Below are 16,287 nucleotides of genomic sequence, written 5' to 3'. Positions count from 1 at the left end.
CGAGGGGCCTCTTGGGGTGGCACGAGGGCATCAGACGCACTGTGCCCGATCTGGTCGTTGGGAAGGCGCTCCCAGATTCGAGCTCATTGGGCGTTTGTGCTGGAGCGTGCGGAGCCGCTCAGCCCACCCCCATTCAGGTGAGCTGCGTGGAGATGATCATCATTAAAAAATTGATCGTGAGATGATCAAAAAACGAGCATTTGAGAAATGCTGTGATTGACTACACGGTGATCCACCTCATTCGACCTCGGGCAGGTCGTGGGCCAGGGCAACGGCGTTGGCCCAGTCGCCGCAGAGGAAGGCGGTGAGTGCCATCAGGCGGCGTGAGTCGGCGGTGGGATGGAATCCGTGGTAGTGGGTGGCGAGGCGGAAGGCCTCGCGCCGATGACCGGCGCGGAGGGCCTTCAGGCAGCGCCGGCGGATCCGGCGCGCGGACTCGGCCGCCTCGTTCAGCAGGCGAAGGTCGGACTTGCAGCGCCGGCAGGTGTCGGACCGCTCCTGGGTGAGGCGGCACGTGGGGCAGCGGACCGTCGGCGTCGGATCGGGTGGTTGACCCATGGGTGGTACGGGGGTGGCGGTGAAGGTCATTGGTCTTCTAGGTAAAAGACAAGATCCGTGACCTCGTCGGAAATCGTGCGGATGGCTTTTTCCGAGCGATTGTCGATGGCCGTTCGCAGGTCGACGAGCATGGCCAGGAGGTCGGCCGCGTCTTCGGGGTTGGCTCCGGCCACGATCTTTTCGGCCTTGAGGATCAGGGTGGTGGCCGACTCGATCGCCTGGCGGAGCGTGGGGGAGAGTCTTTCCGCCGACTGGTCGTCGAGAGCGTCGGCGGGAGTTGAGGAGGACTCGCCATTCCCGATCTCGATCGGGTTTTCGGCCGTGCCGAAGACCTCTTCGAGGCGGTCGATGGCGTCGGTCCGCTGGCGCTGGCGGAACCGCTCGGTTGCGTTGTCGATGGTGACGTGGCGGGCCAGGCCCGTGGCGCGCTCGGAGGCGGTCACCTTGAGGATGCCGCTGAGGTCGAGGTCGAGCCGCACGAGGATCTGATTGCCGGCGGGGAGGTCGGCCAGCCCCTCGATGGTGAACTCGCCCACCAGGGTATTGTATCGGGTGTCCTCGTCCTCACCTTGGAAGACGCGGATCAAGGCGCCCTCCTGGCCGTCGACCGCCGTCGTGTAAATCTCGGTGCGCGAGGCGGGGAGTGGTGTGTTTCGCTCGATGATCGCCGAGAAGCAGTGGCGGGACATGTAACCGTCCAATTCGCCGAGCGCTTCGATGCCCAGGGTGTGCGGAGTGATGTCGACCAGGACAGGGCCGACGTCGACTCCCGCGATCAGGCCTCCCTGGACGGCCGCCCCCATCGCCACGGCGAGGTCGGGTTCGATCTCGGCATGGACCGGCCGCCCCAGCCGTTCGCTCAGGAGTTGGTGGACCATCGGCGTGCGGGTGGCTCCACCGACCAGTAACACCTTGTGGATCTCGTCGGCCTGGAGCTTGGCGTCCGACATCGCCTTGTCCAGGCATAGCAGGGTCTTGGCCAGGAGCGGCTCAATCAGTTCTTCATACTCATACCGGTTGACTTCCAGGTTCATGTTCAAGGGAACGCCGTTCTTCTCGGCGATGAACTCCTCGGCGATTGTGGTGACCGCCTCGAAGGAGAGCGCCTTCTTGGCGTCCTCCACGGCGCGGAGCAGTCTCGACCTGGCGACGGCCGACTCTCTCAGGTCGATGCCGTGCTTGGTCTGGAATCGGTCGCAGACGAAGTCGAGCAGGCGTTGGTCGAAGTCGTCGCCGCCGAGGTGGGTATCGCCGTGGCTGGCGAGGATCTCGACGACGCCTTGCTCGACCTGGGCGATCGAGACGTCAAACGTGCCGCCGCCGAGGTCGTAGACGAGCAGCCGTTCCATCTCGGCCGGGTGCGGGTCGTAGGTCAGTACGGCGGCGGTCGGCTCGTTGATGATCCGGACGACTTCCAGACCGGCCAGCTCGCCCGCCGCGCGGGTCGCCTCGCGCTGGCCCTCGGTGAAGAAGGCGGGGACGGTAATGACCGCCTTTTTGACCGGATGGCCGAGTGCGGTCTCCGCACGCTGCTTGAGCGTCCGCAGGATGATCGCGGAGATCTCCTGGGGAGTGAACATCTTATCGCCGAGCGTGACCGTGACTTCTTCGCCCATCTTGCGCTTGATCGAACGGACCGTGCGTTCCGGGGCGAGCATCGACTGATTCCTGGCCGCCTTGCCGACCAGCAATCGCCCCTGGGGATCCAGGCCGACGACCGAGGGGAGGATCGGATCGCCGTCCTCTTCGAGCACGACCGGCCGGCCGTCGCGGATGACCGCGACCTCGCTGTTGGTCGTTCCGAGATCGATGCCGATGATCATATCCATGGGAAAGTCTCTCGATTGCGGTCCGCTCAAGGCGATGGGGACTGGGCGATCAAACAGAAGCAAGTCGCGAGGCCCGAACCTCGGCGTATCGGAGCAGCCGGCCTTGCCAGGTGTAGCCGCGACGAAGCTCCGAGACGACGACTCCCGGCGGGCGGTCAGGGTCCTCGACCACTTCGACCACGGTCATCAACTCGGGATCGACCGGTCGATTGAGGCACTCGATGGCGTGGATCCGCTCCGACTTCAAGGCGCGGCGGAGTCGGGTCTGAATCAGGCCGTAGCCTTCCAGAAGCGCCTCGACGACTTCGCGGCGGACCTGCCCCTGGTGTCGGACGATTTCCTTCGTCCGTTCATGATACGACTTGATCAGGCGGCGTCGGAACCAGGAAAGCCGTGCGTAGTGTTCGTCGAAGGCGGAAAGTACCGTCTGCACGGGCTCCTCGATCAGGCGGCGAGTCCCCTTCTCGATCTCGAGACGACCGCGTTCGAGGGCCTCGTCGAGGTCGGCCAGGGCCTCGGCCAGCGGTTTGCCCGCCGACCAGGCCGCCTGCGTCTCTCTGGGTTCGACGGAGCGGAACTGGTCGATCGCCTGTTGCATGGCTCCCAGGATCGACTCGCTCTGTTCTTGCAGGCCCCTCGTGCTCCGGGTCTGGAGCTTGAGTTCGTGCCGCAGGGCTGTGAATTCCTCGATGAGCTGGAAGAGCCCGACTTCCCGGACCTCGGCCCCGGGGTCGATGACTCCGGTCCCCTGGACATCCAGGGCCTCAGCCTCGGCGCGAGCTTCCTGGAGCCATTGGCGGAAGTGGTCGAGGAGTGTGTCGTCGTCCGCCTGGTCGATCATGACGACTCCGCCAGCTTGAGCAGGGTTTCCATCGGGATCGGGGCCTCCCGCAATCGAGCGAGGAGGTCGGTCAGTAACGCGTCGATCGAGTCACGGATCTCCAAGTTGAAAATCTGAGTCTCCAGCCGCTTGAGGGGGTCGCGTAGCATGTCATACGCCTCCCGGATGGCTACGAATCGCTCGGGGTCGCGTTCCGGAGAAAATTCGCGAACCAGCTCGAGGTAGCGTCGGCGAATCTCCGCCTCGTCGGCATCCCGCGGCACCCCGAGGAGCTCATAGGGATCATTCATCTTGGCTCACCGTTTCTTGGGACTCTTCTTCTTGGGGGTACCTCGAGTCGGTCGCGCCGGGGGCGGACCCGTGCTCGGCTTACGATCATCGTCGTCGTCCTCGTCCCACATGTCCTCGTCTTCCTCGGAAAACATGTCATCATTAAACATGTGAGAAAACATTTCAGTGAACATGTCGATCGGATTTCCAGAGGGCCGACCCCCGAAGCCGGGGAACGGCATTCCGAACGGCCTGGAGTCCATGGCCTCGAACTTCGCCAGGAGCTTTTTGAGCTCGGGTACCAGGTGGATTTCCTCAGGGTTGCTCGAGGCTTGCGCGAGCTGCAACGCTTGCTTGAGGTTTTTGAGAACCAGGCTCAGGTGGCCTCGATATGGCCCCTTCTCGATTTCCAGGGTGGCGACGATGAAGGGGAAGTGGGCCGCGTCTGGGAAGCTCTTCAGGCCACGCATCACCAGCTTCTCGAGGAGATCATGCCATTTGCGCTCAGGCCTCAGGAAATTACAGACCTGGACCAGGTCTTCGCGGCGATACTGGATCCGCGTCGTCCTCTTGAGGTAGTCGACCAGTTGCTTGGTGTGTTTGCTCTGGCCTGTGTACTTGACCTCGGAGTCGAGATACGTCGTGAGTAGTTCCGCGAGTGCCCCCGCCGTCTCGCTTTTCACCTTCTGGGTCAGTCCGGTTTCCCAGAGCGAGTTGAAACGACTCATCGTGGTTTTCGGGAGGCGGTAGCGAACCCCTTCGATCAGGATCGCGAGCCAGAGCGGAGTGGGCTCGACGAGCTGTTCCTGAGCGGCCTTGAGGTACTCCTCGGCGCGGTCGTTCTCGCCCGCCTTGAGCTCGAAAACCACCTGACGGACAAGAAAGTGGTACGACTTACTCCGCTCCGGCCAGAGCGGCTCGGCCAGCGCGAACTCGGCCCGCCCCTTGTCCCAGCGACGCTTGAGGGCGTGGTGGCGGCCGAGGGCCATGTGGGCGACCCATTCCTTTCGGCGGAAGTCTTCATCGAGCGGTTTGAGCACGCGGGCCCGTTGAATCAGCGGCACCGCCTGCTCGGGCAGGTCTTGATCGATCTGGTGATCGAACAGCCAGATCAAGGTCTCAACGTGGTTGGGAAACACCGTGAGGAGTCGATTCGCGGCGACTTCGGCCTGCTCGTCCTGATCCCAGTTGGAATAAACCGTGAGAATCGCTCGGTAGGCCTCGAGAAAGGTGGGATCGGCCTGAACGCTTGCTTCCAGGCACTCGATCGTCCGCTTTCTCGCGTATTCGATCTGCTGGCGAGGGGGTGGAGCGCCGAACCTATCGACCTCATCGGCATCGGCTCCAGTGGCGAAAAACCGACTCAGATGTTCCCAGACCAGGGCCTGGGCCCGCTGGCGTTCCTCAGGGGAGAGGGTTGGTAGGGTCTTGAGATCAACGAGATAGGCTTGCCAGAATTTTTCAGCGTCATGCTCATCGTCGTACGGACCTTGCGCGATGAGAGCGCGGAGGCGGTTCCAGTGCGGGTCGATCGGCAACGGTTCGGCTGCTTTCACGAAGTTCCCGATCAGGATCCTGGCTTCACGGGGCGAGAGTTTCGCCGTTGCAATCGCCAGGGGCGAGAGCAGGATTCGGGTGAGGCGCTCGGCGAGCCGAGGATCGATTCGCTGCAGATGGAATCGGAGTGGAATCAGGAGCGGGATCAGGTCGGACCATCGCTCCTCGGCCATGAACTGACGCAATTGCTCGACCTGGCTCAGGAGCGGCTCGCCGAAAACGGCGGTCTCGATGACTTTGAGACTCGGCGCCGGGGTCGGCTGGGTGTGCGGCTCCGTCGCGGCGACTCCCTTGCCCAAGCTGCGAAGGGCCCGGGCGATCCGCGAGGCGGCACGCCCGGCGTCGAGCCGGTCCCAATTGGCCTGGAGTTGCTCGTTGTCGCGGCGGCGGAAGGCGGCGAGCCCGCGCACGAAGTAGCGCCAGTCGGCGAACGGTGAGCTTCGGGCAATCTCGCGGAGCCGATCGAGGGCGTTGGCCTCATCCCCGGCGTCCAGCGCTCGCAGCGCCTCCCGGACCAGGTTAGCTCCCTCGCGGATCTCGGTCAATGACGCCGGGGCCCGCTCGGGATGGAGTACCGCCTGGTCGGCCACGTTCAGGAGCAGGCGGGCCTTGGCCTCCGGCGATTCAAGCCGCTCGCCCATCGCCAGAGCCGCGCTGGGAAGGCCGATCGCAAGCAAGAGCGGGGCCAGTTCGGCCGGCAAGGTGGGGTCGGTCACACCGAACTCGAGCAGGTGCTGAGCCACCTCCACCGCTGAGGTTGGCATCGCATCCCGGTAGAGTTGCTGCGTCCTCAGGAAGTAGGCACGCTCGAGCAATCGGTGGTTCTCGGGAGTGCACTCGTCGCGGTAGCAAATCTTGGCCTGCTTCACCGCATCCTTGAGCCGCCCCTTCTGAATCAGGTGCTCAACCTCGTGAGCGGGCGAGCTCTTGACGAAACCGGGCTTCATCTCGACCCGCTTGCGGTCTTTATGCTTGGACATGAGCCATCTCGATTGCTAACGGGACCGAGTGGGTCTCCTGGTTTCGATCGCCTGTGCTTGAGATTCTACCCGATCCCCGCCTCTTTTTTTTGAATTGTCTCGAAAGGAGCAGACGTCTCTCCTTCGGTTGGAAAGACCGCGAGGACCACACGGACGGGTGAGCGATATCGATGCGATCGCAAATCTTGCCGCGGGTGGGCCATGATGAAAGCATTCCCTAGAGGCGTCGTGTCTAACGCAAACTGCTTGCCGATTTGAGACTTAAGTGCGGTGAATTCAGCGCCTTGGACGTTGCGTCGAGAGGGTGAGACCGGGTACAATTGAACCCTTGCCAGGTCGCGCGCCCGGGCGGTCGCTTATTACTTGTGGAGGGCCTCGGGCACGGCGGCGCGTTCGACGAGGGAGCGATGGATCTGTGAGCACTGCTTTACCGCCGGCCGATCACTTGCGGCCCTTGCCTCTCAATATCGAAGAGGAGCTCAAGGAGAGTTACCTCAACTACGCGATGTCGGTGATCATCAGCCGGGCCTTGCCTGACGTTCGCGATGGCTTGAAGCCGTCGCAGCGGCGGATCCTGATGGCGATGCTCGACCTGGGGTTGAGCCCGGGAGGCTCGACCAGCAAGTGCGCCGGGATCGTCGGCGAGACGATGAAGCGGTATCACCCGCACGGCGACAACTCGATCTACCCGACCCTGGCTCGCATGGCCCAGTGGTGGAACATGCGCCACCTCTTGATCTCCGGGCAGGGGAACTTCGGGTCGATCCACGGCCTGCCTCCCGCGGCGATGCGGTACACCGAGGCCAAGCTCAGCCCGGTCGCCGCCGAGATGCTCGAGGATATCAAGTACGACACCGTCGACTTCCAGCCGAGCTACGACGAGAAGCACCAGGAACCCCGCGTCTTGCCGGGCAAGTTCCCCAATCTGCTCGTCAACGGCTCGGGGGGGATCGCCGTCGGGATGGCCACGAGCATCCCGCCCCACAACCTGGGTGAGGTCTGCGACGCGGTCGTTGCCTGGATCGACAACCCGCTAATCGAGCTCGACGAGCTCCTCGAGATCATCCCGGCGCCCGACTTTCCCACCGGGGCCACCATCTGTGGCCGGCACACGGTCCGCGAGGCCTATCGGACCGGCCGCGGCAAGGTGATCCTCCGCGCCAAGTACACGATCGAAGAGCAGAAGGACGGGCGCTCGCAGATCATCTTCACCGAGATCCCGTACCAGCTCACCAAAGAGCCCTTGCTCAAGAAGCTGGCCGAGCTGGTCCATACCGACAGGGTCACCGGCGTGACCGACATCCAGGACGAGAGCGGCCGCAAGGAGCCGGTCCGGATCGTCGTGAAGGTCAAGAAGGGCGAGGACCCCAACGTGGTCCTCAACCAGCTCTTCCAGTACTCGCCGCTCCAGGACTCGTTCAGCGTGATTATGCTGGCCCTGGTCGACGGCCGGCCGCGGACCCTGCCGCTGAAGGAGTTCCTCCGGCTCTTCGTCGAGCACCGGGTCAACGTGATCCGCCGGCGGACCCAGTTCCAGCTTCGCCAGGCGCGAGCACGCGCCCATATCCTGGAAGGCTTGCTCGTCGCGCTGGCCTACATCGACGAGATCATCCGGGTAATCCGCTCGTCGGCCAACCCCGTCGAGGCCCGAGCGCGGTTGATGGGCCTGGAAGTCTCGGCCGAGATTCTCCGCCGGGCCTTGGATGACCCCGACGCCAAAGCCGCCACCAGCCTGACCCGAATGCAGGCCGACGCGATCCTGGCGATGCGGCTCCAGCAACTGACCGGCCTCGAAGCCGATAAGCTCGGGGGCGAGTACAAGGGGCTCAAGCGGGATATCGCCGAGTACGAGCGGATCCTCGGCGACGAGCAGGTGATCCTCGACCTGATCCGCGCCGACATGCGCGAGCTCAAGTCGAAGTACGCCAACCCGCGGCGGAGCGTGATCGACCTCGAGGAGCTGGGCGACTACGACAAGGAAGCCCTGATCCGCGAAGAGTACATGGTCGTGACCGTCACTCACGACGGTTACATCAAGCGACTCCCCCCCAGCACCTACCGCGCCCAGAACCGCGGCGGCCGAGGGATCACCGCGGCGAACACCAAGGAAGGGGACTTCCTCGAGCGGATGTTCGTCGCCTTGACCCACGACTACATCCTCTTCTTCACCGACCGGGGCAAGGTCTACTGGCTCAAGGTCTATGACCTGCCGATGGCAACCCGGACCTCCGGTGGCCGCGCGATCGTCAACCTCCTGCAACTGGCCGAGGGGGAGAAGATCACCGGCCTGATCCCGGTCCGCAAGTTCAACGAAGACGAATGCCTGATGATGGTCACCCGCCGAGGGACGGTCAAGAAGACCGAGCTGACGGCGTTCAGCCGCCCGTTGGGCCGTGGCATCATCGCCCTCGGGCTCGATGAAGGCGACGAGCTCATCGGCGTGGCCCGGACCAAGGCGGGCGACCAGGTCGTCCTGAGCACCAGCCAAGGCATGGCGATCCGGTTCGACGAGTCCGACGTCCGCGCCATGGGCCGCCCCGCGCACGGCGTCAGAGGGATCAGCCTGCTCGACGACGACGAGGTCATCGGCATGATCGTCGCCAACGGCGAGGATGACCCGGCGAGCATCCTGACCGTCTGCGCCAAGGGGTTCGGCAAGCGGACCATCCTGACCGAGTATCGCTCGCAACGCCGAGGCGGCAAGGGCCTGATCGACATCAAGACCACCGACCGCAATGGCCCGGTGGTGGCGATCGCCAAGGTCACCGAAGCCGACGAGGTGATGCTGACAACGACCAGCGGCATCCTGATCCGTACCCCCGTTGCCGACATGCGCGAGATCGGCCGGAACACCCAAGGGGTCCGTCTGATCCGCGTCGAGGAAGGGGACAGTGTCAGCAGCCTCGCCAAGCTCCCCGAAGAGGAACTGACGGCCGACGTCGAACTCGAAGTGGAAGCCGCCGAGCTCAACGCCGATGCCGTACTCGTCGATGGCGCTGTCGGCGGAGAAGCGGGCCACATCATGGACGACGGCGTCGGTGAAGCCGAGGCCAGCGACCATATCGACGACGACGTTGTTGAGGATGATCCCGTGGACGAGCCGGAGGCTTGACATCGGTCTTGAATTCGAGGGAGATCCTCGGTGCCGCTGCCGGCGGGATTCGGTGACTCCCTCGATCCTTCATGTTTGCAAGTGATTCTCCAGGTTGTGGAATGGACTCCACGAGAGTTCGCGTGGGCCTCGAGCTCCGCGGCCGAGCCTACCAATCCGACTTGTCCGATCGATCCGCGGCGGATAGTTTAATCGCCTGGATTCCATGGCCTTGAGCTTGTCCGATCCGGGGGGCTCGTTTTTTTTAGGATGGGGCGCGGTCCTCTGATCCTCTCGTGGCAACGGGAGGTGGTGGGGCGTGCCCGCCCTTGCGAGAGACGGCAAGGAGAACGGCGACCACCTGGTCTGGGTGGCGGAGGAAAGACCCGGCATGAAGCGGATCCTTGTCACCGGCGGCTGCGGATTCATCGGCGCGAACTTCGTGCGGTGGGAGCTCGAGACCTACCCCGAGTTGGAGGTGATCAACCTCGACGCTCTGACGTATGCTGGAAACCCGGACAACCTCGCGGACTTGAAGCATGAGCCGCGCTATCGGTTTGTGAAGGGGGATGTCGCCGACAGGTCCCTGGTCACGCGGCTGGTGGCGGAGGGGTTCGATGCGATCGTCCACTTCGCGGCCGAGAGCCATGTCGACCGCTCGATCGACGACGCCACGCCGTTCTTGCGGACCAATATTCAGGGGACGCAATGCCTGCTCGACGCCGCTCGCGCGGCCGGGACGCCTCGGTTCGTTCAGGTCTCGACCGACGAGGTTTACGGCACGCTCTTGCCCGACGATCCCCCATTCTTTGAGACGACCCCGCTGGCCCCGAACAGTCCGTATGCCGCCAGCAAGGCCGGGGCCGACCTCCTGGTTCGGGCCGCGTATCACACGCACGGCCTGGAAACGATCATCACGCGCTGTTCGAACAACTACGGCCCCTACCAGTTCCCCGAGAAGCTGATCCCCTTGTTCGTGACCAATGCTTTGGCCGACATCCCCTTGCCTGTCTATGGGGACGGCCGGCAAGTCCGTGACTGGATCCACGTCTCCGACCACTGCCGAGGGGTCGACGCCGCGCTGCGGCGAGGACGGGCCGGTGAGGTCTACAACTTCGGCGGTCGGAGCGAACGGTTCAACATCGACGTCACCCACGCGGTGCTCGAGCTGACCGGGAAGCCCAAGACCTTGATTCGCCACGTCACCGATCGCCTCGGCCACGACCGCCGCTACGCCGTCGATTGCTCGAAGGCCGAGTCCGAGCTGGGCTGGTCCGCGCTGACCTCCTTTGAGGCCGGTCTCGCCGCGACGGTGGACTGGTATCGCACCCACACCCCTTGGGTCGGGCGGATTCGCTCGGGAGCCTACCGAGCGTAATCGGGATGGGGCAACGAATGTATGTGTTTAGTTGCGATAAAAGGGGCGACGAGCCCGCCTGTTTATCATGATTGATGAATGGCTCTATGATTTGGCGATGCCGCTACGCCCTGCCCTCTTGACTTCCGCCTGCCCCGGGCTGACAACCGTCTGGTGAAATGTCGCGGGGGAAACCAAGGGGTGTGTACCTCCGCGACTTTGGGCCACGGGGAGGACACGACGATGAGAATGCGCGGCAGGCTAAGGGACGTTCTGTTCTTGATTCTCGGCCTTGTAGGGACCGCGTCGGCGGCTCCGAAAGACGCGGAGAAGCTCACGCCCAAGGCGCTCAGCGAACGGCTGGCGACCCAGCCCAAGGGCGAGGATGCGGAACGGCTCGCGCAGGAAATTCGCGGCTGGTTTGGCAAGGACAACCTTCTCAAGGGGGCGAGTCCCAAGGTCGACGGGTTGGAGGTGGCCTGGGCGATCGAAGTGCCGGGCGAGGGAGTCGCGCCTCGGGTGGTCTCTCTGGATGGCTCGTTCACCCTGCCCTTGGTCCGGATCGGCACGACCAACGTCTACGCGGCCACCATCCCACTGCCGGACGGGGCGGCGCTGCGCTGGGCGTACGAAGTCTCTGGCAAGCAGATCGAGCGTGTTCTCAGGCCCGAGCAGCGGAACGCGAATCAGCTCGAGGTCTATTCCACACATCCCGACAGCCTGGCGAAATCCGACGTGCCCCGGGGCAAGCTCACCCAGCAGCCCGCCTGGAAGAGCAAGATCTTCGACGGCACGTCCCGCGACTGGTGGGTCTACGTCCCTGCGCAGTACAAAGACGACACTCCTGCCTGCGTCATGATCTTCCAGGACGGTGGCGGTTACCGGGAGTTCGTCCCGACCGTCTTCGACAACCTGATCGCGAGCGGAGCCATGCCGGTCACCGTCGCCATTCTTATCAACCCAGGGAGCGGTCCGGGCGAACAGGGGCGAGGCCAGCGGAGTGTCGAATATGATACCCTCTCCGACCGCTACTCGCGGTTCCTCCTCGAGGAGATCCTCCCCGAGGTCGAAAAGACGGTCAAGCTCCGCCATGACCCGGAAAGCCGTGCCATTTCCGGAGCCAGCAGCGGCGGCATCTGTGCCTGGACGGTCGCCTGGGAACGCCCCGACGAGTTCCGCAAGGTCCTCTCATGGGTGGGCAGCTTCACCAACATCGCCAGCGGCAAGTCCGGTCGCGAAGGGGGACACAACTACGAGGCGATGATCCGTAAGACGGACAAGAAGCCGATCCGCGTGCTCCTTCAGGATGGCTCCAACGACCTGGATAATGCCAACGGCAACTGGCCGCTCGCCAACCAGCAGATGGCCAAGTCGCTGAAATTCAAAGACTATGATTATGAGTTCGTTTACGGCCAGGGGTTCCATTCGAACAAGCATGGGCGTGCGATCTTGCCCGACTCGCTACGTTGGCTCTGGCGCGGTTATAAAGCTAAGTGATTGCTGATGTTTGGATTTCTTGGGCGAGCGGGGAGCGATCAGCTCCCCGTTCGCCTTCTGGGCGAGCGAAATTCGTCCCGCTCGCCTTGATTGACTGCCGCGGGATCAGTCGTTGTACTTTTGGCGGAGTCGGGGCGAGAGGCGGAGGATGAGCTGAGCACGCTCGAATTCGGCGAGCCACTCGGCGGTGACCGTGGCCGTGGCTTCGGCGGAGGGGGGGACGAGGCCCGTCGGGCAGGCGGGGCCGAGCTGGTCGATGGCGAGCCTGCGATAGGTGGAAAGAGTCCGCTCACCGTAGCGAGCGACCTCCTGACCATCTTCGCTCAGGAAGACAGCGACCGGGACCCGATGACCTCCGTTGATCGCCAAAGCGTCGCGGACATCGACCCGCGCATCGCGGTCGAGGAACCGGAGCTCGAGCGCGGGGGAGGCACTCGCAAAGTGGTCGAACGCGGGGCACTGGTTGATGCAGTCGCCACACCAGGCCCCGGCCAGGCAGAGGACCGGCATCCGCCGCACAAACCCGGTCAGCAGGGCGGTTTGCTCGGCGGTCAGTGAGAACTGCGGGTGCATCGCATCCCACCGCGATCGCTGCGCGGGGGTCGCGTACCGGTCGAGAAACTCGGTGTAGGGCAAGGCCTCGGCGAAGATCTTCGACCAATCCATTTTCGGGGGACCCTGAAGATTAAAAAGAGAGGGCTATGACTCTCGATTGATTGGATTTTAACCCGGCAAAGCGCTCGGGATCTCGTTGGGAATCTTGCGTAAACATTATTTATGAACGAGTTGAAGTCATGCCCCATCGATTCTGCTGCCATGAGCTTGGATGCCTGATCAGTGGCGGGTCCATGAAGACCGGCAGGCGGGGAGGACGATCCGTCTCGTCTCCCTATTATTGGGCGCACTCCTCTCAAATCCAGCCCAGGGCGGTCAGGGCGGCCAGGTGCTTGCAGGTTGCCTGGGTGTCCACGTCGGCAATTCGATAGGTCCACTCCGCGCAGTCGCACTGGGTCGACCGGTCCTCGAGGCGGCAGGCGTAGTAGGGGCCGTCGTCGAGCGGAGGGGTCAGCCGGGTGATTCGCCACTGGACCGGGGCGAGTGCGCTGCCCGCAACCTGCTGAACGCGATACGTTTGGCCAGCGATCGGAATCAGGACCGCCAGCGGGGTATCGCGGCCCTCGGCCCCCAAGGTCAGGACGGTCAAGGGGGCCTGGTTCAGAGCCTCCTCGAGGGTCGCCTTGCCGAACTCGGCGCGGAGGCGATCCCACGACCGCTTGGCCTCGTGTAGCGCGTTGCGGAAATGCCAGGAGGTGGGATGGAATGGGCCGAGCGTGGCCTCGGTGGCCTCGAGGTCGGCGGTGGAGACATCCAGGATCATTCGCGCCCGCTGCGCCAACTCGACCACACGGCGGAGCGGGTCCGACGGATCGCGGTCGCGGAGCGATGTCGGCTTCCTTCCCGAGGGGGCGGGCATCGTCGGCCTGGGGCTGGGGCCCGTTGAGGATCGAGGATCAAAAGGGCCAGTCCAACGAAACGGACGAGTCAGTCCGTCTCCCCAACGTCCCTCAGGTGGACGTAGCGTGCGGTCTCGTCCTCACGGCCCGACCGTGCTCGGCTGGCCTCCACCCGATAGGCCCGCCCTGCGAGCCTTACCCTGTCCCCTCTCCCCCAACTCGAGTTCGGGCGAGAGACCCCCACCAGGCAAACCTCGCGCACCGAGGGCCTGGTTGCACACTCTTTCGTCCGGACCTCATCCACCAGGATCGCCATGGCCGGTCCCCTCCGTGTGTCTGCGTTGCCAAGGGCCCCCGCACCCGCCGATCCGTCCGCCGGCGCGGAAACAACCTCCCCCAAGGAGTGCCTCAACTCAGGACCTTTACGTTCACAAGTGTACTGAACACCAGGAAGGGAAACAAGAGATCAGTGGGAGTGCTGTACCACAGGAGCCCGGCCGGCCCGGCCGTAATTCCCACTTACCGGATGCGCCACGGACAGCGTTGCCACTTTCCGTCTGCTTTTTCGCCCAGTCGCGGATCGTTGAATGAAAAAAAAGCGAAGGCGGGCGGAATGCTCCGCCCGCCTTCGCTTTAGTTCAGGTCGATGGGTTGGGAGGCCCGCTCGGGTGAGCTTTGGCGACTCCATCCCTGCCCGCGATCTCGGTTCGGTGTTTCCACCGTGCCGAGTGTCAGTTGCTCTTCTTCTTCGCCGCGACCGTGATCTTCGAGGCAACGGCCTTGTCGTGGTCGACGACCACATTGATTCCCTTGCGTCCCTTACCCTGAGCCTTGGCGACGTTCTTGGAGACCTTTTCGAGGTCGATCGGGTTGGCGGCCCCCTTGGCGTTCACGAATTCCGTGTCCCCCTTGATGGTCACTTCAACCTCTTTGTCGCTCCCCTTCTCGACGATGGTGACCTTTTTGCCTTCTACGTCGACCTTGGTGAGCACTCCGAACAACTCGTCGGCAATCGCCGAACCGGCGACCAAACCCAGAGCCACGACGCCGGAGAGGACTGCCGACAAGAATGCGCGACGGTTGTTCATTGGAAACGTGTCCCTTTGTGAAAATTCCGGATTAGCAACGCTGAGATCACCCGAAAGGATTATTCTCAACTAAATCGATCGAGATAATGACTTGCGAGGCTGTCGCTGTCAACCCAGTCGTCGGGAAATCTCCGATGGTGGAGAGTGCGTTCGTGAGTCGGGGACGGATTTCGCCGTGATCTTTTGCGCCATCGTTAATGGGCCAGGCGGGTGTAGGTGGCCGCCGGCTGGCCAATTGATGGATGTTGGTGTAACATTTGATGGCCGAGAGTGCACCGACCGATCGAACGGAGGGGGCTGTGAGCATGGGGAACGGACGACGCCATCAACATGCGGTCGGTTTGACCCGTCGTGAGTTGATCCAGGTGGGGTACTCAGGGCTGCTTGGTTTCGGCCTGCCATCGCTCTGGTCGCGAGCGAGTCAGGGGGCTCCTTCCGGTGGTGGTCCTCGGGCCAAGTCGGTTCTCTTGATCTTCCAGACGGGCGCTCCGAGCCAGATCGACACGTTCGACCCGAAGCCCGAGGCTCCCGAGGAGATCCGGGGGACCTTCCAGCCGATCGCCACCAAGACCGCTGGCATCCAGATCTGCGAGCACTTGCCCGGCCTGGCCGCGCGTACTGACAAGTTCGCGATCGTTCGCTCGATGACTCACGGCCTGCCGAGTCACGAGCACGCGACCCACATGATGCTCACGGGGATCGACAAGATGCCGCCGGGGGCCACGCACATGGCGTCCCGGTCCGACTGGCCCAGTTATGCCTCGGGGCTCGACTTCCTCCGTCCTCGCCAGGACGGCATCCCTAACGGCATCATGCTGCCGACTTACCTCAATAACGGTTATGGCTTCTCAGGCCAGAGTGCGGGAGTGCTCGGTCCGAAGTTCGACCCCTGGCACATCAAGCAAGATCCGAACGACCCCAAGTTCCGCGTTGAGGAGTTCGCGCTCCCGGTTGGCCTGACCGCTCAGAAGCTCGACGATCGCCGTTCCCTGATGGCGGAGATCGACGGACAGGCTGAATCACTGTCGAAGTTGGGGCCGGGGGGCTGGTCGGGGCTCCAGGACAAGGCGTTCTCGCTCTTGACCTCGGGCAAGGTGAAGCAGGCCTTCGAGATCGACCGCGAAGATCCGAAGACGCGCGATCGCTATGGCCACCACATGTTCGGCCAATCGCTGCTCCTGGCCCGCCGCCTGATCGGCGCAGGGGTGCCGATCGTCCAGGCCAATATGGGCCATATGAACAACTGGGACACCCACGCCGACAACTGCAACCAGCTCAAGACGAGGCTCTTGCCGCCGCTCGACCAGGCGGTCTCGGCCCTGCTCGACGACCTCCAGGCGCGGGGGATGCTCGACGAGACGCTCGTGATCATGGTCGGCGAATTCGGCCGGACCCCTCGGATCGGCCAGGACAGCCAGGGTTTGCCCCAGCACAAGACGGGCCGCGACCACTGGGCCGGCGTCTTCTCCGCCTTATTCGCAGGTGGTGGCGTCGTGGGGGGCCAGGTCATCGGCCGCTCCGACAAGATGGGGGCCTACCCCGCCTCGAAGGGATTCCTCCCGTCGGATCTCGGCGCGACGATCTACCAGGCCCTGGGCGTCGATCACGAAAGCATCGTGACCGACCAGTTGTCCCGACCGCTTCAACTCAACCGCGGCCAGGTGATCGCCCCCTTGTTCTCGGCGGCGAGCGTCTGAGACTTCTTGAAGGGCTTGGGGCGGTCGATCCTCGTCTGAAAATGAAAATCCCGGCGGAGAAGCGCCCA

13 protein-coding genes are annotated in these 16,287 nt (G+C 63.7%); 4 read left to right on the top strand and 9 right to left on the bottom strand.

Annotated features, from left to right (window positions below; all coding sequences use genetic code 11):
• Window positions 1–237: 237 nt before the first annotated feature.
• The 5 genes from V5E97_RS05065 to V5E97_RS05045 are packed head-to-tail and all read right to left on the bottom strand — an operon-like array spanning window position 238 to window position 6,035.
• The gene (locus V5E97_RS05065) at window positions 238–588 is read right to left on the bottom strand and encodes a hypothetical protein (RefSeq protein ID WP_406698197.1); all 351 of its coding nucleotides are present in this window, start codon (window positions 586–588) and stop codon (window positions 238–240) included.
• A complete protein-coding gene (locus tag V5E97_RS05060; protein ID WP_406698196.1) occupies window positions 585–2,387 on the bottom strand; it encodes an Hsp70 family protein in 1,803 nt (600 codons plus the stop codon). The genes V5E97_RS05065 and V5E97_RS05060 overlap by 4 nt, the downstream gene beginning before the upstream one ends.
• 49 nt (window positions 2,388–2,436) lie before the next feature.
• Window positions 2,437–3,228, bottom strand: a complete 792-nt coding sequence (grpE, locus tag V5E97_RS05055; protein ID WP_406698195.1) for a nucleotide exchange factor GrpE — start codon at window positions 3,226–3,228, stop codon at window positions 2,437–2,439.
• Window positions 3,225–3,518, bottom strand: coding sequence for a DnaJ domain-containing protein (locus tag V5E97_RS05050; RefSeq protein ID WP_406698194.1), 294 nt, complete (start codon window positions 3,516–3,518; stop codon window positions 3,225–3,227). The genes grpE and V5E97_RS05050 overlap by 4 nt, the downstream gene beginning before the upstream one ends.
• 6 nt (window positions 3,519–3,524) lie before the next feature.
• Window positions 3,525–6,035: a hypothetical protein gene (locus V5E97_RS05045; protein ID WP_406698193.1), complete on the bottom strand. Its 2,511-nt coding sequence runs from the start codon at window positions 6,033–6,035 to the stop codon at window positions 3,525–3,527.
• A gap of 415 nt (window positions 6,036–6,450) precedes the next feature.
• Between V5E97_RS05045 and gyrA the strand changes: the two genes are divergently transcribed.
• The 3 genes from gyrA (at window position 6,451) to V5E97_RS05030 (ending at window position 11,980) form a co-directional block, all read left to right on the top strand.
• On the top strand, window positions 6,451–9,147 hold the full coding sequence (gyrA, locus tag V5E97_RS05040; RefSeq protein WP_406698192.1) for a DNA gyrase subunit A: 2,697 nt from the start codon (window positions 6,451–6,453) through the stop codon (window positions 9,145–9,147).
• Window positions 9,148–9,517: 370 nt separating this feature from the next.
• Window positions 9,518–10,504 carry a dTDP-glucose 4,6-dehydratase gene (gene rfbB, locus V5E97_RS05035; RefSeq protein WP_406701130.1) on the top strand — a complete coding sequence of 329 codons (987 nt, stop codon included), beginning with the start codon at window positions 9,518–9,520 and terminating at the stop codon, window positions 10,502–10,504.
• A gap of 222 nt (window positions 10,505–10,726) precedes the next feature.
• Entirely contained in the window at window positions 10,727–11,980 is a 1,254-nt protein-coding gene (locus V5E97_RS05030; protein WP_406698191.1) for an alpha/beta hydrolase, read from the top strand.
• Between the two features lie 105 nt (window positions 11,981–12,085).
• Here V5E97_RS05030 and V5E97_RS05025 read toward each other — a convergent pair whose 3' ends face one another.
• The 4 genes from V5E97_RS05025 to V5E97_RS05010 form a co-directional block, all read right to left on the bottom strand.
• Complete coding sequence (locus tag V5E97_RS05025) at window positions 12,086–12,646, bottom strand: thioredoxin family protein (RefSeq protein WP_406698190.1); 561 nt, start codon at window positions 12,644–12,646, stop codon at window positions 12,086–12,088.
• Window positions 12,647–12,890: 244 nt separating this feature from the next.
• A complete protein-coding gene (locus tag V5E97_RS05020; protein ID WP_406698189.1) occupies window positions 12,891–13,454 on the bottom strand; it encodes a hypothetical protein in 564 nt (187 codons plus the stop codon).
• Window positions 13,455–13,522: 68 nt separating this feature from the next.
• Window positions 13,523–13,750, bottom strand: a complete 228-nt coding sequence (locus V5E97_RS05015) for a hypothetical protein (RefSeq protein ID WP_406698188.1) — start codon at window positions 13,748–13,750, stop codon at window positions 13,523–13,525.
• Between the two features lie 415 nt (window positions 13,751–14,165).
• On the bottom strand, window positions 14,166–14,522 hold the full coding sequence (locus tag V5E97_RS05010) for a hypothetical protein (protein ID WP_406698187.1): 357 nt from the start codon (window positions 14,520–14,522) through the stop codon (window positions 14,166–14,168).
• Between the two features lie 305 nt (window positions 14,523–14,827).
• Between V5E97_RS05010 and V5E97_RS05005 the strand changes: the two genes are divergently transcribed.
• Window positions 14,828–16,219, top strand: a complete 1,392-nt coding sequence (locus tag V5E97_RS05005) for a DUF1501 domain-containing protein (RefSeq protein ID WP_406698186.1) — start codon at window positions 14,828–14,830, stop codon at window positions 16,217–16,219.
• Window positions 16,220–16,287 lie beyond the last annotated feature (68 nt).

The organism is Singulisphaera photorubra, assembly GCF_045290345.1.
Lineage (GTDB): Bacteria > Planctomycetota > Planctomycetia > Isosphaerales > Isosphaeraceae > Singulisphaera.
This window is presented reverse-complemented; position numbering and strand designations above follow the sequence as displayed.